Source organism: Thermomonospora sp. CIF 1 (assembly GCF_001896795.1).
GTDB lineage: Bacteria > Actinomycetota > Actinomycetes > Streptosporangiales > Streptosporangiaceae > Thermomonospora > Thermomonospora curvata.
In genome coordinates, this window is the sequence record NZ_MOYN02000011.1 from 120494 (window position 1) to 139874 (window position 19381).

At 72.0% G+C, this 19381-nt stretch carries 14 protein-coding genes; 6 read left to right on the forward strand and 8 right to left on the reverse strand.

The window, feature by feature from the left end:
* The first annotated feature begins 111 nt into the window (after window positions 1-111).
* Window positions 112-1479, forward strand: coding sequence for a cystathionine beta-synthase (locus tag BUE48_RS05190; RefSeq protein WP_012851418.1), 1368 nt, complete (start codon window positions 112-114; stop codon window positions 1477-1479).
* A 169-nt stretch (window positions 1480-1648) separates the two neighbouring features.
* On the opposite strand, the gene BUE48_RS05195 is transcribed toward BUE48_RS05190, so the two are convergent.
* The gene (locus BUE48_RS05195; RefSeq protein WP_286989111.1) at window positions 1649-3820 is read right to left on the reverse strand and encodes an MMPL family transporter; all 2172 of its coding nucleotides are present in this window, start codon (window positions 3818-3820) and stop codon (window positions 1649-1651) included.
* A 159-nt stretch (window positions 3821-3979) separates the two neighbouring features.
* Here BUE48_RS05195 and BUE48_RS05200 point away from each other — a divergent pair, with 159 nt between their 5' ends.
* Together BUE48_RS05200 and BUE48_RS05205 are read left to right on the forward strand one after the other, a co-directional pair.
* Entirely contained in the window at window positions 3980-5131 is a 1152-nt protein-coding gene (locus tag BUE48_RS05200; protein ID WP_012851420.1) for a cystathionine gamma-synthase, read from the forward strand.
* A gap of 116 nt (window positions 5132-5247) precedes the next feature.
* Window positions 5248-6306 (forward strand): alpha/beta hydrolase, encoded by a 1059-nt coding sequence (locus tag BUE48_RS05205; RefSeq protein ID WP_245536984.1) that lies wholly within the window; start codon window positions 5248-5250, stop codon window positions 6304-6306.
* A 13-nt stretch (window positions 6307-6319) separates the two neighbouring features.
* On the opposite strand, the gene BUE48_RS05210 is transcribed toward BUE48_RS05205, so the two are convergent.
* The 3 genes from BUE48_RS05210 to BUE48_RS05220 all read right to left on the reverse strand — a co-directional run bounded on the left by BUE48_RS05210 (window position 6320) and on the right by BUE48_RS05220 (window position 10305).
* Entirely contained in the window at window positions 6320-6808 is a 489-nt protein-coding gene (locus tag BUE48_RS05210; RefSeq protein ID WP_012851422.1) for a hypothetical protein, read from the reverse strand.
* Between the two features lie 46 nt (window positions 6809-6854).
* Window positions 6855-8822: a VWA domain-containing protein gene (locus BUE48_RS05215; protein WP_012851423.1), complete on the reverse strand. Its 1968-nt coding sequence runs from the start codon at window positions 8820-8822 to the stop codon at window positions 6855-6857.
* Between the two features lie 67 nt (window positions 8823-8889).
* Window positions 8890-10305: a sigma 54-interacting transcriptional regulator gene (locus tag BUE48_RS05220; RefSeq protein WP_012851424.1), complete on the reverse strand. Its 1416-nt coding sequence runs from the start codon at window positions 10303-10305 to the stop codon at window positions 8890-8892.
* 165 nt (window positions 10306-10470) lie between these two features.
* Between BUE48_RS05220 and BUE48_RS05225 the strand changes: the two genes are divergently transcribed.
* From BUE48_RS05225 to ilvA, 3 genes are read left to right on the forward strand one after another with little or no spacing between them, the layout of a single operon-like run.
* Complete coding sequence (locus BUE48_RS05225) at window positions 10471-11640, forward strand: FIST signal transduction protein (RefSeq protein WP_012851425.1); 1170 nt, start codon at window positions 10471-10473, stop codon at window positions 11638-11640.
* Window positions 11640-12593, forward strand: a complete 954-nt coding sequence (locus tag BUE48_RS05230; RefSeq protein WP_012851426.1) for an ROK family protein — start codon at window positions 11640-11642, stop codon at window positions 12591-12593. Before BUE48_RS05225 ends, BUE48_RS05230 begins: the two co-directional genes overlap by 1 nt.
* A 50-nt stretch (window positions 12594-12643) precedes the next feature.
* Window positions 12644-13852: a threonine ammonia-lyase gene (gene ilvA / locus BUE48_RS05235; protein ID WP_012851427.1), complete on the forward strand. Its 1209-nt coding sequence runs from the start codon at window positions 12644-12646 to the stop codon at window positions 13850-13852.
* Window positions 13853-13895: 43 nt separating this feature from the next.
* On the opposite strand, the gene BUE48_RS05240 is transcribed toward ilvA, so the two are convergent.
* From BUE48_RS05240 to BUE48_RS05255, 4 genes are all read right to left on the reverse strand, one after another.
* Complete coding sequence (locus tag BUE48_RS05240) at window positions 13896-15323, reverse strand: M1 family metallopeptidase (RefSeq protein ID WP_353745271.1); 1428 nt, start codon at window positions 15321-15323, stop codon at window positions 13896-13898.
* 137 nt (window positions 15324-15460) lie between these two features.
* Entirely contained in the window at window positions 15461-16909 is a 1449-nt protein-coding gene (locus BUE48_RS05245; protein ID WP_286989117.1) for a M1 family metallopeptidase, read from the reverse strand.
* A 107-nt stretch (window positions 16910-17016) separates the two neighbouring features.
* Complete coding sequence (locus tag BUE48_RS05250) at window positions 17017-18600, reverse strand: M1 family metallopeptidase (RefSeq protein ID WP_012851430.1); 1584 nt, start codon at window positions 18598-18600, stop codon at window positions 17017-17019.
* An 84-nt stretch (window positions 18601-18684) separates the two neighbouring features.
* On the reverse strand, window positions 18685-19320 hold the full coding sequence (locus BUE48_RS05255; protein ID WP_012851431.1) for an RDD family protein: 636 nt from the start codon (window positions 19318-19320) through the stop codon (window positions 18685-18687).
* Between the last annotated feature and the right edge of the window lie 61 nt (window positions 19321-19381).

Sequence of the window (19381 nt, forward strand, 5' to 3'; positions counted from 1 at the left end):
TACCGTCAGGTATAGGAATCTATACGACCGATCGTGTCGCGCACCCTCCCCCTACGGAGTTGGAACGCGAGCGCGACACTTCCGCCGGTAGACCTGACAAGGACGTCGATCGTGCGTGTTCATGATTCGTTGACCGAACTGATGGGAAATACCCCGCTGGTTCGGTTGCGCAAGGTGACCGAAGGACTGGCACCTCAAGTGCTGGCCAAAGTCGAATACTTCAATCCCGGGGGTTCCGTCAAGGACCGCATTGCCCTGCGGATGATCGAGGCCGCCGAGGCCTCCGGGCAGCTGCGCCCCGGCGGGACCATTGTCGAGCCGACCTCCGGCAACACCGGGGTCGGGCTGGCCATCGTGGCGGCCGAACGCGGCTACCGCTGCGTATTCGTCTGCCCCGACAAGGTCGCCCAGGACAAGATCGACGTGCTGCGCGCCTACGGCGCCGAGGTGGTGGTCTGCCCGACCGCCGTGCCTCCCGATCACCCCGACTCCTATTACTCGGTTTCCGACCGATTGGCCGCCGAGATTCCCGGCGCCTGGAAACCCGACCAGTACTCCAACCCCAACAATCCCCGCTCCCACTATGAGACAACCGGCCCGGAGATTTGGGAGCAGACCGAAGGGCGCATCACCCATTTCGTGGCGGGCATCGGCACCGGCGGCACCATCAGCGGCACCGGCCGCTATCTCAAGGAGGTCTCCGGCGGACGGGTGAAGGTCATCGGCGCCGACCCCGAAGGCTCGGTCTACTCCGGCGGCACCGGCCGTCCCTACCTGGTCGAGGGCGTCGGCGAGGACATCTGGCCGGCCACCTACGACCGCGACATCTGCGATGAGGTCATCGCGATCTCCGACCGGGAGTCCTTCACCATGACCCGGCGGCTGGCCCGCGAGGAGGCGCTGCTGGTCGGCGGCTCGTGCGGGATGGCGGTGGTCGCCGCGCTGCGGGTGGCCGAGCGCGCCGGCCCCGACGACGTCATCGTGGTGCTGCTGCCGGACGGCGGACGCGGGTACCTGTCGAAGATCTTCAACGACGACTGGATGGCCAGCTACGGGTTCCTGTCGGCCCCCACCGAGGAGGCCAAGGTCCGCGAGGTGCTGGCCCGCAAGGACGCCGGGATGCCGCAGTTCGTCCACGTCCACCCGCACGAGACGGTGGAGACCGCGATCTCGATCATGAGCGAGTACGGGGTCTCCCAGCTTCCGGTGATGAAGGCCGAGCCTCCGGTGATGGCCGCCGAGGTGGTCGGCGCCATCCGGGAAAAGGACCTGCTGGCGTCGCTGGTCCACGGCAACGCCAGCCCCGCCGACCCGGTGGAGGAGCACATGGCCGAGCCGCTGCCCATGGTCGGCGCCGGCGACCCGGTCAGCAAGGCCGTGGGGCTGCTGGAGAAGTCCGGCGCCGCCGTCGTCTTGGACTACGGCAAGCCCACCGGCCTGATCACCCGCCAGGACCTGCTGGCCTTCCTGGCGAGCTGAGCCGCCGGCGGGACGGCCAAGGCCCGTCCGGCGTGCCGGACGGGCCTTCGCAGGCCGCCTTGCGGATGCAGGCTGTGGGACGGGTCCGCCGGGCGGCGGGCCGGGACGCGGCGCAGGGGCCGGTTGGGCGGCTGGTGCCGGGCCGGCCGGGCCGCGCCCCGGCGGTCTTTCACACCCGCCCGGCCGCCTCGGGGGCCGGTTCCTCCCCGGCGGCCGGCACGGCCTTGGGCGCCTTGGGCTCGTCGCCGTGACCGGGCCACCAGGCCTTGTGCCCCAGCAGGGCGGTGATGCCGGGGACCAGGAAGATCGACATGACGAACGCCGACAGCGCGATGCCCAGCGCGATGGAAAAGCCCATCTGCTGCAGCATGGACACCGGGGCCAGCAGCATCACCGAGAAGGTGCCGGCCAGGATCAGCCCGGCGGCGGCCACGGTGGGGCCGCCGTGCTCGACGGCCAGGGCGGCGGCCCGGCGCGGCTCGTTGCCCTCCCGGGCCTCCTCGCGCAGCCGGGCGGTCATCAGGATGTTGTAGTCGGTGCCGATCGCCAGCACGAACAGGTACAGCATGATCGGCAGGTGGAAGATCTCCCCGGGCTGGTCCTTGAGGCCCTGGAAGACGTACACCGCCGAGCCCAGCGTGGCCGCAAAGCCCAGCAGCACCGCCGGGACCAGGTACAGCGGGGCGACCACCGAGCGCAGCAGGGCCAGCAGGATCAGCGCGATCAGCACCCCGGCGACCGGCAGGATCACCGACAGGTCGCGGTTGACCACCTTGTTGATGTCGCGGTAGATCGCGGTGGCGCCGCCCACCTTCACCTCGGTGCCCTGCGGGGCGATCTTGTGCACCGCCGGGCCCAGCTCGTCCTTGAGCAGGTTGATGGAGTCGTTGCTGTTGGGGTTGCCCTTCAAGATCAGGTTGACCCGTCCGACCGTGGGGTCGGTCTGGCTGATCTCGGCGGGCTGCACCGCGCCGACGCCCTCCAGCGACCCGGCCCGCTGCCCGAAGGCGTTCAGCTGCTCGGCGGTGAGCGGCCGTCCGTCGGTGGAGCGCACGATCACCTCCACCGGGGTGGTCTGCCCGGCCGGGAAGCCCTTGAGCATGTCCTTGGCGGCCTGGGCGGACTCGGTGTCCCGCGGGAAGCTGGCCTGGAAGTCGTAGTCGGACTTGAAGTTCAGCGAGCCGACCGCCAGTGCGCCCAGCAGCACGGCCGCGCCCAGCGCCACCGCGGCGGGTCGGCGGCCCACCAGCGCGCCCAGCCGGGCCGAGGCGGTGCCCTTGGGCTGCCTGCGCCACGACTTCGACGGCCAGAACACCGCGGTGCCCAGCAGCGACAGGATCGCCGGGAACAGCGTCAGCGAGGTGATGCCCATCGTCACCACGCCGATGGCCAGCGACGGACCCCAGGCGGCGAAGATCTCAAAGGAGGCCAGCATCAGCACCAGGAAGGTCACCGCGATCGCCGCGGCGGCCGAGGTGATCACCTCGCCGACCCGTTCCACCGCGCTGATCAGCGCGGTCTTCCTGTCCTCGCCGGCGCGCAGCCGCTCCCGGTAGCGGAACAGCAGGAACAGGTAGTAGTCGGCACCGATGCCGAACAGCACCACCGTCAAGATGATCTGCAGGCTGTCGTCGCCGGAGAAGTCCAGCAGCTTGGCGGCCGTCCCGATCAGGCCCATCGACACCTGCTCGGTGGCGGCGATCACGATGATCGGCAGCACCGCCGCCAGCGGCGCCCGGAAGATCAGCAGGATCAGCCCGATGATCAGCACGAAGGTGGCGATGCTGACGATCGCGAAGGACTGGGTGAAGGAGTCCTCGTTGTCGACGAACGTGGCGATCTCCCCGCCGACCTTGGCCTGCAGCGTGGGGCCGAGCACGCCGGGCAGGTCGGCGCGGATGTCCTTGATCGCCTGGGACTGCTTCTTGCCCTCCTGCTGACCGGCGACCAGCGACATCGGCACGGTGATCAGCTGGATCGACCTGTTGGGGGCCACCGCCTGCTCATTGGTGACGAACCCCTGGACGGTCGCGTACTTTTTGACGTTCGCCGTCATGGTCTGCGCGGCCTGCGCGATCTTCTCGCTGTCGGCCGGCGTGAGCGGCCGCCCGTCGGAGCGCTGCACCACGATCAGCGCGCTCATCTCGGCCTGCTGCGGGAACGCCCGCGCGGCGATCTCGGCTGCCTGCACCGACTCATACTCTGAGGGCAGGAACTCGCTCTGGTCGGATTCGGTCTTCAACGCGGGGGACAGCGCGATGATGGCGACGGCCGCGACCAGCCACGCCAGGATCGTCCACCACGGGTGTCTTACGACGACGCGCGCCAGTGCAGCGAACATCCGCGCCTTCCTTGAGTGGGGGGCATTGTGAACTACCCCAGTACGGTACGGGCGTGAACTTTTGCCCTGAGTCGGTCGATGCGGGGAAATCCGGTCTGATACCTGGGGTGGACGTCCTCCTCCTTCAGGAGGGCAGGACACCCGTTAGCCTCGTCTTTCATGGACGAGGACGTTCAACGGGGCTTTGAGACGCTGGCCATCCATGCCGGGCAGGAGCCCGACCCGACGACCGGCGCGGTGGTCCCGCCGATATATCAGGTGTCCACCTACAAACAGGACGGGGTGGGCGGGCTGCGCGGCGGCTACGAGTACAGCCGCTCGGCCAACCCGACCCGCACGGCGCTGGAGGAGTGCCTGGCGGCGCTGGAGGGCGGGGTGCGCGCCCTGGCGTTCGCCTCCGGCCTGGCCGCCGAGGACACCCTGCTGCGCACCATCTGCGCGCCCGGGGACCACATCATCGCCCCCAACGACGCCTACGGCGGCACCTACCGGCTGTTCTCCAAGGTCTACGAGCGGTGGGGCGTGACCTGCGACCCGGTGCCGCTGGGGGACCTGGAGGCGGTGCGGGCGGCCGTCCGCGAGGGGGTCACCAAGGCGATCTGGGTGGAGACCCCGACCAACCCGCTGCTGGGCATCGCCGACATCGCGGCGCTGGCGGCCATCGCGGTCGAGGCCGGGGCGCTGCTGGTGGTCGACAACACCTTCGCCTCCCCCTACCTGCAGCAGCCGCTGACGCTGGGCGCCCACGTGGTGGTGCACTCCACCACCAAGTACCTGGGCGGGCACTCCGACGTGGTCGGCGGGGCGCTGGTGACCTCCGACGCCGAACTGGGGGAGCGGCTGGCCTTCCACCAGAACGCCATGGGCGCCATCGCCGGGCCGTTCGACTCGTGGCTGACGCTGCGCGGCATCAAGACGCTGGGCGTGCGGATGGACCGGCACTGCGCCAACGCCGCGGCGGTGGTGAAGCTGCTCACCGAGCACCCGGCGGTACGGCAGGTGCTCTACCCGGGACTGCCCGACCACCCAGGGCACGACATCGCCGTCAAGCAGATGCGGGCCTTCGGCGGGATGGTCTCGTTCCGGATGGACTCCCCGGAGGCGGCGCTGCGGGTGTGCGAGCGCACCAAGGTGTTCACCCTCGGCGAGTCGCTGGGCGGCGTGGAGTCCCTCATCGAGCATCCGGCGAAGATGACGCACGCCTCGGCGGCCGGTTCCCCGCTGGAGGTCCCCGCCGACCTGGTACGCCTGTCGGTGGGCATCGAGAGCGTCGAGGATCTGCTGGCCGATCTGAGACAGGCTCTAGGGTGAGGTGTCTCCTACCGCAAGGCCACACCGTCCTGCCCAGCCGATGCCGCAGAAGGTGTGATCTTGGGTCGAAGTGGACCAAAATCTCAGCGCGGTTGCGCTAGGTTTCCTCCCCGGAGGTGGCATTGGTGCGAAAGGTGCTGGTGTGCGGGACGGCGCTCGCCGTGGCCTCGCTGTCCGGTGCGGTCGTTCCAGCCGGTGCATGGGCGCAACCCGAGCCCGCCGGGAGCGGCACGCCCACCACATCCGGCAGCCCCGCCGCCCCCGCACCGTCGGAGCCCGTGGCGACGCCCGACGGCTCCAGCGCACCGGTTGAGCCGAGCGGCGGCGGCATCACCGCACGCGCCGTCATGGTGACCCCGCCGCCGCCGAACACCGCCACCTACTCCTACGGGGAGGGGCCCCGCCGGCAGCTGGACGTCTACTGGCGCACCCCCGATGCCTCCGCCGGCCCGGACGCCCAGGCGGCCCGGCCCGGCGTGCTGGTCCTGCACGGCGGCTACTGGATGGCCGGGGACAAGCGGTCCTGGCGGTACATCGCCCGCAAGCTGACCAGCCGGGGCTATGTGGTCTTCGCCGCCAACTACAGCCTCGTCCCCCACGAGCAGTGGCCCACCCAGCGCCGGGACGTGCGGGCCGCGCTGCGGTACGTCAAGAACAACGCCCACCTGTGGAACCTGGACCCCACGCGCATCGTGGTGCTGGGGTCCTCGGCGGGCGGTCACCTGGCCACCCAGCTCGGCACCCACGGCCGGGGCGCCCAGAGCGTGCGCGGCGTGGTGGCCCTCTCGCCGGTGGTCTCGCTGCAGCGGGCCTACCACGACGGCGGCGAGCTGGGCGCCGACGCCTCCCGGGTCAAGCTCCGGCAGGCGGTGCGGCTGCTGGTGGGGTGCGACCCGCAGGAGGAGGACGCCGAGCCCGAGTGCCTGGAGCGGGTGGAGGACGCCACGCCGGTCACCCACGCCGGCCCCGGGGACGCCCCCATGCTGCTGGTGCACGGCACCGAGGAGTTCGTCCCGGTCGAGCACTCCGAGGAGCTGGCCGGGGCGCTGCAGGCCGGCGGGGTGCCGGCGACGGTGCGCACCGTCGCCGGCCCGGCGCACGGCGGGGAGCTGCTGCGCGACGAGTCGACCCAGGAGGCGGTCTTCTCCTGGATCGACTCGGTCGCCAAGGAGTGAGCCGCCCGGCCGGTCAGCCGTACCAGATCATCAGCAGCAAGGTCACCACCCACAGCAGGCCGATCACCCCGGAGATGGCCGCGATCCGGCCCCGCTCCACCTGGGCGACCTCCTGCCGCGCGGCGGCGGTCTTCTCCTGCGCGCCCGCCTGGGCCTCCCCGGCCGCGGCGTCCCCGGCGGCGGCCGCCTCCAGCAGGTGGGCGGCCTTGCGCTGGTCGCGCTCCACCAGCAGCAGCAGGACCAGCGACACCAGGAACAGCGTCATGGACGCCGACAGCCACGCCTCGGCGAACCGTCCCCGCGACAGGAACAGCCCGAACAGGAAGACGCCCAGCGCCAGCATCCCGTACAGGCGGGTGATCCGGTTCAGGTAGCGCAGCACCGTCACGTTGCCCTGCCGGATGTAGCGGGGCGTGGACATGATCGCGGCGGTCAGCGGCCCCAGCGCGAATATCGCGAAACCCACGTGGAGGAACAGCAGCAGTTGATCGGCGGTCGACATGGCGATGACCTTACCCAGCCGCCGGCCGCCCCCACGGGCAGGTCCCTCATCCCCGGCGCATCCGCAGGTAGTCGCTGACCACGTACTCGCCGAGCCGGCCGGCCTCGGGGGCGAACACCCGGCCTCCGTTGCGCCGGGCGACCTCCTCCACGAACGACACCAGCCGGGGGTCGTCGGCCAGCATGAACACGTTCAAGGTGGCGCCGCGCCGGGTCATCTTGTCGATCTCGGCCAGCGTCAGCGTCAGCGTCTGGCGGGAGGGCGGGTAGTCGAACAGCGAACGGCCGTTGGGCTGCAGGTGGGCGGTGGGCTCGCCGTCGGTGACCACCAGCACGATCGGCTCGAAGTCCGGGTGCCGGTCCAGGTGCCGTCCGGCCAGCATCAGCGCGTGGTGCAGATTGGTGCCCTGCACCATGTCCCAGTCCAGCGCGGCCATCTCGGTGGGACGCAGCACCCGGGCGTAATTGGAGAACCCGATGATCTGGATGGCGTCCTGCGGGTACTTGCCGGTGACCAGCGAGTGCAGCGCCAGCGCCGTCTGCTTGGCCGCCCCCCACGCGCCGCGCAGCACCATCGAGTACGACAGGTCCACCAGCAGGCACACCGCCGCCGCGGTGCGCCGCTCGGTCTCCAGCACCTCGAAATCGTCCACGCTGAGCTTGACCGACCGGTCGCCGGTGGGGTTCTGGGCGTTGCGCCGGATGGCGTTGCCGACCGTGCGGACCACATCCAGCGGCTGCTCGTCGCCGAACCGCCAGGGACGTGAGGAGCCGGTCAGCTCCCCGGCCTGCCCGGCGTCGCGCTGGTCGTGGTCGCCGCGCCGGCCCCCCTCCAGGTGGGAGAACACCCGGCGCAGCGCGGTCTCGCCCAGCCGGCGCACCGCCTTGGGGGTCAGCTCCAGCCGGCCGCCACTGCGCTGCAGGTAGCCCTGGCGTTCCAGCTCTTTTTCGATGCGGCGCAGCTCGGCCAGGTCGTCGACCGCCTGGCGGCCCAGCGCCCGGCGCACCGCCTCCTCGTCGATGTCGTCCAGGCTGGCGCCCGGATAGTCCTGCGCCAGCGCAGCCTCCAGCTCGGCCAGGTCCGCCAGCTCCGCCAGCGCGGCGGTGGCGTCGCTGACGCTCAGCGGGTCCGAGCCGCTCATCCGCTCCGGGGTCCCCCAGCCCAGGTCGGGGCGGCGGGCCCGCAGCGCCTCGCCCAGCCGGGTCATCTCCATCGCCAGCCCGGCGTCCTCCATCACCTGCGCCATCAGCGCGGCCAGCTCCTGGCGCTGCTCGGGGCTCAGCGAGGCCAGCAGCCGGTCCATCGCCGCCGCCCGCCGGGCCAGCGAGTCGACCAGCTCCTCCAGGTTGCGCGGGTTGTCGGGGAAGAAGTCCCCGTACTCGCGCATGAAGTTCGCAAAGTCCTCCTGGGTGTGCTCGCCGCGGGCGTCGGCGTCGAGCATGTCGTTCAGCGCGGCCATCATGTCCCGGACCCGCTGCATGGCCTGCGGGTCGGGGTTGGCCAGCGCCTGCCGCATGCCCTGGAACTGGGCGTCCAGCACGTCGCGCCGCAGCAGGTCCTTCAGCTGCTCGAAGGTGGCGCGGGCGGCCGGCGATCGCCAGTCGTAGTCGCTCAGCCGCCGGATCGCCTGGGCGGTGTCGGACGGCAGCGCGTCCAGTTCGGCCTCGCGCATGCGCGCCTCGTCGCTGGGGTCGGGGAACAGCTCGGCCCGTTCCTGCCCGATGGCGGTGTCCAGCAGCGCCCGCGCCTGCTCCAGGACGCCGTCCAGCCGTCCCCGCTCGCGCAGCTCCCGCCGCCGCTGCCGCACCTGCCGCAGCAGCTCATCCAGGCCGCGCCGGGCCCGCCGGTCCCGGCCGCCCGGCAGTCCGCGGCGCAGCAGCGCGCGCAGCGCCTCGCCGGGGCTGGAGCCCTCCAGCACCGAATCGCCCATGGCGTCCAGCGCCGAGCGGATGTCATAGGGCGGCTCCAGCGGGTCCGGGCCGCCTTGGTAGGCGCCGTATCGGTATCGGCTCATGGCCACATCCCTGTCTTGTGCGGGCGTTCGCGGTGCTCTCCGGCCGCGGCTCGGACGAGCTGCCGCCTCAGGTGCGGTAGGTGGCCGTCCCGTCCCCGCCGGGGGAGACGTCCTTGGACAGCCGGCGGGTCAAAAACAGCCCTTCCAGCGCGAACTCCAGCGCGGCGGCGGCCTGGCCGGGCGACTCCCCGGACATGCCCAGCCGCTGCACCAGCTTGGCCAGCCCGGGCACCGGGCCGATGCGGCGCAGCAGCTCGGTGGCCGGGACCAGCTCACCGGACTCCACGGTCTGCCCGGAGTCGAACTTCTCCAGCAGCCCGCTCAGGTCGGCGCCGCCCAGCGTGCGGCGGTAGGTCTCGGCGACGGCCCGGCGCAGCAGGTGCTCCAGCACCTCCTGCTCGCGGCCCTCCTCGCTGACCTCGAACTCCACCTTGCCCATCACCGCGGGCACCACCGCCGGCACGTCGCACACCCGCGCCACCGCCTCGTCCTCTCCGGCCAGCGCGGCCCGGCGCAGGGCGCCGGCGGCGATGGTCTCCGCCCCGGCGATGGCGAAACGCGCCGACACCCCCGAGCGGGAGTCCACCGCGGGCGACTCGCGCACCAGGCGGGTGAAGCGGGCCATCACCTCCAGCAGGTGGTCGGGCACCTGGGCGTTCAGCTCGGCGACCGCCGCCTCCTGGCGGATCAGCTCCAGCTCCGTCTCCAGCGTCAGCGGGTAGTGGGTGCGGATCTCGGCGCCGAAGCGGTCCTTGAGCGGGGTGATGATCCGGCCGCGGTTGGTGTAGTCCTCGGGGTTGGCGCTGGCCACCAGCAGCACATCCAGCGGCAGCCGCAGCGCGTACCCGCGGATCTGCACATCCCGCTCCTCCAGCACGTTCAGCAGCGCCACCTGGATGCGCTCGGCCAGGTCGGGCAGCTCGTTGACGGCGAAGATGCCGCGGTTGGTGCGCGGCACCAGCCCGAAGTGCACCGTCTCCGGGTCGCCCAGGGTGCGGCCCTCGGCCACCTTGATCGGGTCCACGTCGCCGATCAGGTCGCCGACGCTGGTGTCGGGGGTGGCCAGCTTCTCCCCGAACCGCTCCTCCCGGTGCTTCCAGGTGACCGGCAGCTCATCGCCCAGCTCGGCGGCCAGCCGCCGGCAGCGCACGCACACCGGCGCGTACGGGTGGTCGTTGATCTCGCAGCCGGCCACCACCGGCGTCCACTCGTCCAGCAGGGTGACCAGGGTGCGGATCAGACGGGTCTTGCCCTGGCCGCGTTCACCCAGCAGCACCAGGTCGTGCCCGGCCAGCAGCGCCCGCTCCAGGTGCGGCAGCACCGTCTCGTCGAACCCGACGATGCCCGGAAAGCGCTCCTGCCCGGATCTGAGGCGCTCCAGCAGGTTGCTTCTGATCTCTTCCTTCACCGAGCGGTGCCGGTGACCGGTGGCGCGCAGGGCGCCCACGGTGGTGTCGGCGGGCGCGGCTTCATTCTTCGTCATGGACACGAGATCGACAGTACGTCGCCGATGCGAGCACTCGCACCTGCCCGGGGAGGGAAATCCACGCGCCGCCGGGCGCCGGATCCTTGGGTACCCCGCATCGCAGCGGGGAGAATCGAGGAATGAGCCCTCAAATCCAGGGACAGCGCAAGGGAGGGGAGGGCGATGGCACGCTTCGGTGATGGCCTGGCTCTCGGACCCGATCTGATCGGCGCCGCGGAGTCGGCCGTCAAGCAGGCGCTGGAGCCGCTGAGCGCGCCCCCCGACCTGGTGTGCGTGTTCCTCGCCTGCGAGGACGTCGGCGCGGTGGGGGAGGCGGCCCGCCGGGCGATGCGGGTGGCCGACGCCGCCGGCGCCCGCCTGGTGATCGGCTGCAACGGCAGCGGGGTGATCGGCGGCGACCGCGGCGTGGAGGAGACCAGCGCGGTGAGCGCGTGGGCGGGGGTGCTGCCGGGTGCGCACCTGGAGCCGTTCCGGCTGGAGACGCTGCGCGCCGAGGACCGGCTGGTGGTGGTCGGCATGCCGGAGGGCAGCGACGAGGACGTGGTCGCCGTGCTGCTGGCCGACCCCTACTCCTTCCCGGTGGACGCCTTCGTCGAGCGTTCCGAGGAGGCGCTGCCCGGGCTGCCGATGGTGGGCGCGCTGGCCGGCGGGCAGGGCGCCGGACGCACCCGGCTGCTGCTGGACGGGGAGGTCTACGACGACGGGGCGGTCGGCGTGGTGCTGGGCGGCCCGATCAGCGCGGCCACCGTGGTCAGCCAGGGGGCCCGCCCCATCGGCCCGGACATGGTGGTCACCAAGGCCGACGAGAACGTGCTGTATGAGCTGGCCGGCACCCCGGCGCTGGAGAAGCTGGAGCAGATCGTGCTCGCCCTCCCGGAGGAGGAGCAGCAGATGGCCTCCCAGGGGCTGCTGATCGGCGTGGCCATGGACGAGTACGCCGAGCAGCACGAGCACGGCGACTTCCTGGTGCGCGGGGTGGTCGGCGCCGACGCCGACACCGGGGCCATCGCCATCGGGGACGTGGTGGAGGTCGGCCGGACCGTCCGTTTCCAGGTCCGCGACGCCGAGGCCGCCGAAGAGGACCTGACCGCGCTGCTGCAGCGCTTCGACCTCAAGCCCGTGGAGGGGGCGCTGCTGTTCTCCTGCAACGGACGGGGCCGGGCGATGTTCCCCGACTCCGACCACGATGTGAAGCTGCTGCGCCGCACCTTCGGCCCGGCCGGGGTCGGCGGGTTCTTCGCCGCCGGTGAGATCGGCCCGGTCTCCGGCCGCAACCACGTGCACGGCTTCACCGCCTCCATCCTCGCCTTCGGCCCGGCGGCGGTCTCCTGATGGGCCAGGAGCACGACGCGCCGGTGCTGGCGGTGGACATCGGCGGGACCAAGCTGGCCGCCGCGCTGGTGGACCCGGAGGGGCGGATCACCCACTACGACCGGATCGCCACCCCGGCCGACCCGGACCCGCGGGTGCTGTGGCGCACCCTGGAGTCCCTGCTGGACAAACTGCTGGCCGAGGCGGGCTGCCCGCAGCCGGCCGGGGTCGGGGTGGGCTGCGGCGGGCCGATGCGCTGGCCGTCGGGGGAGGTCTCCCCGCTCAACATCCCCGCCTGGCGGGACTTCCCGCTGCGGCGGCGGCTGCGCGCCCGCCACCCGGATCTGCCGGTGCGCGTCCACAACGACGCGATCTGCGTGGCGGTCGGCGAGCACTGGCGGGGCGCCGGACGCGGCTATGACAACGTGCTGGGCATGGTGGTCTCCACCGGCGTCGGCGGCGGGCTGGTGCTGGGCGGCCGGCTGATCGACGGCGCCAGCGGCAACGCCGGGCACATCGGGCATGTGGTGGTCGACCCGCAGGGGCCGCCGTGCGAGTGCGGCGGCCGGGGCTGCCTGGAGGCGGTCGCCCGCGGCCCCGGCCTGGTCGCCTGGGCGCAGCGCCAGGGCTGGCGGCCCGGCCAGGCCGGGGTGAGCGGGGTCGAGCTGGCCGAGGACGCCCGGCTGGGGCACCCGGTGGCCGGTGCCGCGCTGCAGCGGGCCGGGCGGGCGCTGGGGGTCGCCATCGCCTCGGCGATGCACCTGTGCGACCTGGAGGTGGTCGCGATCGGCGGCGGGCTGGCGCAGTGCGGGCCGCTGTTGTTCGACCCCCTGCAGGAGGCCCTGCGGGAGCACGCCCGCATGGAGTTCGCCCGCCGGGTGCAGGTGGTGCCCGCCGCGCTGGGGCAGACCGCCGGGCTGGTCGGCGCCGCCGCCCTGATCCTGGCCGGCGACCGCTACTGGAACGCCGACTGAACGGCCCCACCGGCCCGGCGCGGCCTGACCGGCGGGCTTACACTGCCCCAATGGCACTGGTCGGTGCACGGCGGGTCGAGGAGGCCCGGGAGCTGCTGCGCGGGGTGGTCACCGAGACCCCGCTGCTGCACTCGCGGGCGCTGTCGCAGATCGTGGGCGGCCCGGTGCTGCTCAAGTGCGAGAACCTGCAGCGCACCGGCTCGTTCAAGGCGCGCGGCGCCTATGTGCGCATCGCCCGGCTCACCGAGGCCGAACGATCCCGCGGCGTGGTCGCGGCCAGCGCCGGCAACCACGCCCAGGGGGTGGCGCTGGCGGCGTCGCTGCTGGGCTGCAAGGCCACCGTCTTCATGCCGCAGGGCGCCCCGCTGCCCAAGATCGCCGCCACCCGGTCCTACGGCGCCGAGGTGCTCTTTCCCGGGCCCGGCGTGGACGAGTGCCTGAGCGCCGCCCGCCGTCACGCCGATGCGCACGGCGCGGTGCTGATCCACCCGTTCGACCATCCGGACGTCATCGCCGGCCAGGGCACCATCGCCCTGGAGATCCTGCGGGCGCGTCCCGACGTGCGCACCATCGTCACCGCGGTCGGCGGCGGCGGGCTGATCTCCGGCCTGGCCGTGGCCGCCAAGGCGGCGCGCCCCGACATCAAGATCATCGGGGTGCAGGCCAAGCGCGCCGCGGCCTTCCCCCCGTCGCTGGCCGCCGGGCGTCCCGTGCGCATCCGGCCCGGCCCCACCATGGCCGACGGCATCGCCGTGGGCAGTCCCGGCGAGCTCACCTTCGCCCTGGTCCGCGAGCTGGTCGACGCCGTGGTGACGGTCACCGAGGAGTCCATCTCCCAGGCCCTGCTGTTGTGCCTGGAGCGTGCCAAACAGGTGGTGGAGCCCGCCGGCGCCGCCGGGGTGGCCGCGATCCTGGAGCACTCCTACGCCTTCGAGCCCCCGGTTGTGGCCGTCCTGTCCGGCGGCAACATCGACCCTTTGCTGCTGTCGAAGGTGCTGCGCCACGGGCTGGCCGGCGCCGGCCGCTACCTGGTCGTCCGGGTCCGGCTCCCCGACCGTCCCGGCGCCCTGGTCACCCTGCTGAGCGAACTGGCCGAGCTGGGCGCCAACGTGCTGGACGTCATGCACGAGCGGGTCGCCGCCCGGCTGCACGTGGAGGAGGCCGAGGTCCTGCTCCACCTGGAGACCCGCGGGCCCGACCACTGCCAGGAGGTCCTCGGCCGGCTGCGCGCCAAGGGCCACGCCCTCAAGCTCGGCTGAAAAGGAGACCGGGCGCGCCCAGCGGACACGCCCGGTCGGCCGGTCACAGGGACGGCTTGCCGGTGGTGAAGATCCACTTGGTGAACAGGGCGTCGATCCGCCCGGCGTTGCCGTACCGCTTGGCGTGGGCGACGAAGTCGGCGGTGGTGACGGTGCCGTTGCGGTTCTTGCGGTACCAGTCCCGCAGGAGCCGGAAGAACTTCTTGTCGCCGACGGTCCTGCGGAGCACGTGCAAGGTCATGGCGCCGCGGTCGTAGACGGCGTGGGCGTACAGGTCGTCACGGCCGGGGTCGGCGACCTTGACCTGCCACAGCTCGTCGCCGGCGGGGGTGGCGTAGACCTCATCGAAGATCTGCTGGGCGGTCCGGCCGCCGGACTGCTCGCTTTGCAGCCACTCGGCGTAGGTGGCGAAGCCCTCGTTGAGCCAGATGTGCCGCCAGCTCCCGGGGGTGACGCTGTTGCCGAACCACTGGTGGCCGATCTCGTGGGCGACCAGGGCGGCGCTGGGGTTGACGCCGGGACGGCCCCGGCGGTCGTAGACCGGGCGGCCCTGGGTCTCCAGCGCGTAGCCCACCCCGATGGCGTCCACGATGCCGCCGGTGGACCCGAAGGGGTAGCGGCCGAAGACCTTCGAGCCCCAGTCGGTGATGTCGGCGGTCAGCTTGTGGAAGGCCGCGCCCTGCCCGGGGGCGGTGTCGAGGTTCTTGTCGATGGCGGTGATGTTGGGCACGCCCTTGGGGGTCCTGCCCCAGGTGATGTTGTACTTGCCGATCGCGACCATGGCCAGCTCGCTGGCCATGGGCTGCGGCATCCGCCAGCGCCAGGTGGTCAGCCCGCCGGCGGTCCGCCGTCCGGCGAAGTCGCCGTTGGCCAGCGCCTGCAGCCCGCTCGGCACGGTGATCGCGAAGCTGTAGGACGCCTTGTCGGCGGGGGTGTCGTTGACCGGCATCCAGGTGGCGGTGCCGGTCGGCTGGTTGACCGCCACCGCCCCGTCGTCGGTGGCCACCCAGCCGGAGGTGCCCAGCGCCGGGTCGTCGACCCGCTTGGGGACCCCCGAGTAGGCGACCGTGACGGTGAAGCGCTTGCCCTTGGGCAGGCCCTTCTTCGGGGTGATCACCAGTTCCTGGGCGCCGGTCCGCGTGAAGGCGGCCCGCTTGCCGTCGACGGTGACCGAGTGCACCTTCAGCGGGCCGAGGAAGTCGAGGTTGAACCGCGACAGGTGCTGGGTGGCCTTCGCCTTGATGCGGGTGGTGGCCTTGATGCTCTTGTCGGAGGGCTCATAACGCAGCTTCACGTCGTAGTGGGCCACGTCATAGCCGCCGTTCCCCATGTCGGGGAAGTACGGGTCGCCGACCCCCGGGGCGCCCGGAGTGAATTTCGGCGCCGCGTTCGCCGGGGTCGCCGACGCCACCAGCCCGGCGGCCGTCGCCACCGCCACGGCCGCCAGCGCTGCGCCTTTGCGTGTCCTCACCGGGTTGGACGTCACCATGAGCTACAAGCTCGCAGCGCGGCGACGGCCGGACAAGCGCGATTTCGTTGCGATTGAGCAAGGACGTTCACGGCGATCGAACAAGGACGCCCGGCGGCCGGTGCGCCGCCGGGCGGAGATCACCACTTCTTGGGCTTGCCCTTGCTGTAGAGCCAGACCTTGAACAGCTGGTCCAGCTGCTTGCCGGATTCCTTTTCGGCCAGCGCGATGAAGTCGGCGGTTCCCGCGTTGCCGTGCCGGTACCGGGTGGTCCAGGCCCGCAGGATGCGGAAGAACGTCCGGTCGCCGACCTTCTTGCGCAGCGCGTGCACGGTCATCGCGCCGCGGATGTAGACCGAGTCGCCGAACAGCTTGTTGCGTCCGGGCCGCCCCGGCGGCGGGCTGAAGATCGCCGACGAGGCGGGCTGCTTGTAGTAGCTGCGGAAGATCTGCTCGGCGCTCTTGCCCCGGTGCTGCTCCCGCCACAGCCACTCGGCGTAAGAGGCCAGCCCCTCGTTGAGCCAGATGTCCTGCCACCGCTTGAGGCTGACGCTGTTGCCGAACCACTGGTGGGCCATCTCGTGGACGATGAAGTTCATCCGCGGCGTGATCCCCGCGTACACCGGGCGGCTCTGGGTCTCCAGCGCGTACTTCAGCTTCGGGTCGTCGATGACGCCGCCGGCGGTGGTGAACGGGTAGGGGCCGAACGTCTTCGACAGCCAGGCCAGCGCCTTCTTGGTGGAGCGGTGGAGTCTGGCGGCGTGGCGCCGGTAGCGCGGGTCCACGGCGGTGATGACGGGGATGCCGTCGGCCTCGCTGCGGGTGACCTTGAATTTGCCGATCGCCACCAGGGCCAGGTAACTGGCCATCGGGGACGGCTCGGACCAGGTGTAGGTGCTGGTCTTGGCGCGGTGCACCGGCTTGGACGGCCGGCCGTTGGCGATGACGGTCAGCCCCTTGGGCACGGTCACCCGGAAGGTGTAGGTGGCCTTGTCCAGCGGGTGGTCGTTGACCGGCATCCACGCGGGCGTGCCGTCCGGCTGGGAGAGCGTGACGACGCCGTCCCGGGTGCGGATCCAGCCGTAGGTGCCCAGCGACTTGTCGGTGCGCGAGCCGGGGCCGCCGGCGTAGCGGACCCGCACGGTGAACACCTGGCCGCGGCGCAGCGCCACCGCGGGGGTGATCAGCAGGTCCTGGCCCCGGCGCTGGAAGGTGGCGCGGCGGTCGTCGACCTCGACCTCTTTGATCTTGGGGCCGCGGAAGTCCAGGGACAGGCCGGACAGGTCCTGGGTGGCGCGGGCGGTCATGGTCACCACGGCGGAGGCGGACCGGTTGCGCCGGTAGTCGAGGACGACGTGGTAGTGCAGGGCGTCGTAGCCGCCGTTGCCCATATGGGGAAAGTACGGGTCGCCGATCCCCCGCGCGCCGTTCCTGGGGTAGTGGGCGGACGCCGAAGGGGCGAGCCCGCTCCCGGTCGACTGCGCGGTGGCGGTGCCCCCGCTGGAGGCCGACAGCGCCAGGGCCGTGGTGACGGCCGCCAGGGCGGTGATCTTGAAGTGGATCTTGCCGTGCGGAGTGTGGGCGTTCACGCGCCCCACTGTGTCAATTACTCAGCGTCTCGGTTAAGTTGCCTTCCGTGACTTTGATGATCCCTGACATCCCGTTCACCTGGGCCAGACGCCGATCTGGGCGGGGTTTACCGGGGCGGGCGGGTGCGCCCGTACAGCCACGCCTGGAAGAAGGAGTCCAGCTGCTGCCCGGAGACCCGCTCGGCCACCTCGATGAACTGCTCGGTGGTGGCGTTGGAGTGCCGGTACTCGGCCGTCCAGGTCTTGAGGATCTTGAAGAAGGTCTCGTCGCCGACCTTCTTGCGCAGCGCGTGCAGCGTCATCGCGCCCCGGTTGTAGACGGCGTCGGAGCTGAACATGTTCTCCCGGCCGGGGTCGCCGGTGGGGATGCCCCACAGCTCCTCCCGGTCGGCCTGCTGGTACAGCGCGTCGAACTCCTGCTGCGGGTCCACGCCGTGGGCCTTCTCGGCCCACAGCCACTCGGCGTAGGTGGCGAAGCCCTCGTTGAGCCAGATGTCCTTCCAGCGGGTGACGCTGACGCTGTCGCCGAACCACATGTGCGCCAGCTCGTGGGCGACGATCCCCTCGCTGGCGCCGAAGGACCCGTACACCGGGCGGGTCTGGGTCTCCAGCGCAAAGCCCACATCGGCGTTGTCGACCAGCCCGCCGGTGGAGGAGAACGGATACGGCCCGAACAGCTTGGTGAACTCGTGGGTGATCTCGGCGTTCTTGGCGTGGAAGTCCTCCAGGTCGGTGGTGCGCACCGTCGGGTCGACGGCGGTGATGACGGGGATGCCGCCGGCCGTCTTGCCGGTGCGCACATCGAACCGGCCCACCGTGACCGTGGCCAGGTAGGGGGCCATGGGCTCCTTGACCCGCCAGGTCACCGGGGCGGCCGCCTGCCGGCGCCGCAGCAGGACCGGCTGGACGCCCGCGCCCGCGCCGTCGCCGGGGAGCAGCGATCCGTCGGTGCGCCGGTTGCCGCCGGGGCCGCGCTGCAGGCCGGGCAGGCCGCCGTCCGGCTCGCCGTTGGCGATGGCGGTCAGCCCCTCGGGCACCTTCACCCGGAACTCGAAGGTGGCCTTGTCGCTGGGGTGGTCGTTGGCCGGGAACCAGGTGTGCGCCCCGCTGGGCTGGCAGGCCACGAACACCCCGTCAGAGGTGCGCACCCACCCGTAGACGCCCAGCGGCGGCTTGGACACCGGCTGCGGCGTCCCCGAATACCGCACCGTCACGCTGAAGGAGGCGCCCTTGGCCAGCGGCTGCGCCGGGGAGATGATCAGCTCGGCGCCCTCGTGCTCGTAGCGGGCCGGTGCGCCGTCGACCTTGACCTCGGAGACGGTCAGCCCGGCCAGGTCGAGGTTGAACCGGCTCAGCCGCTGGGTCGCCTTGGCGGTGATGTCGGCGGTGGCGGTCAGCTCCGGGGAGCCTCCGGGGCGGATGTCCAGGTCCAGCTTGTAGTGCTGGACGTCGTAACCGCCGTTGCCGTCCCCGGGCACATAGTCGTCCCCGGCGCTGTCGGCTCCGTGCGGGCCGGTCGCCGGAGGGGCCGTGGGGGCCGGGACGGTCCGGGACGGCTGGGCGTTCTCGCCGCCGTCCAGCGTGACCTGGCAGGCGGCCAGCGAGCCCGCCAGGGCGAGCGCCATGGCTCCGCGCAGGGCGGCGCGGGGGGCCTGCGGAGGTGCAATGCGGGAGTTTCCGGCCGTCGTCACGAGCACAGCCTAGACGGCCGGGCCCGCGCCTTCGGTGACCGAGCGGCATGTGGCGGCATGCGGCCAAGCGGCGCGTCACGCCGCTCAGCGTCCGGCGTAAGGATCGGGCGCGCCCGGTTCGATCTTGCGCACCACGGTTTGGGCGACCTTGTCGTGCAGGGCCTGCCTGCGGTCGTCCCACAGGATCCACGCCACGTCCAGGAAACCGATGCAGCCGCACAGGCCGCCCAGCACGGTGAAGAACGCCGCCCGGCCCGCCGCCTGCCCCTGGGTGACCGGACCGCCGTCGGCGGCCCGGACGACCTGGATGCCCAGCACCTGCTTGCCGAGCGTGCGGCCCCATTTGTACGTCGTCAGCCAGTAGTACAGGAAGGCGATGACGATGCTGAGGAAGTTGGCGACCCACTGGCCGGTCGGCAGGTACCCGGTCTCCCCGCCGGGGGTGCGGAACACCCGGCCGTAGTCGATGAACGGGAAGGTCACCAGCCCGATGACGGCGGCCAGCAGGATCAGGTCGATGAGCGCCGCGCCCAGCCGCGCCCACCGGCCGGCCAGCCCTGCGGCCGGGTCCCGATACTCCCATGGCGATCCCGGATGGCCCGGGTAGTGACCGCCGTACGGCGGAGGCCACCCGCCCCCGCCGTAGGGGCCGGGCGGCTGGTCCTGCGGCGGCTTCCAGAAGCGGTCCCCGGGGGAGGGGCCCTGTGGCGGCTGCGTCATAGGGTGAAAGTGGACATTCACCCGCCGGGCAAACCCCTCCCCGCCCCGATGAGGACCGATC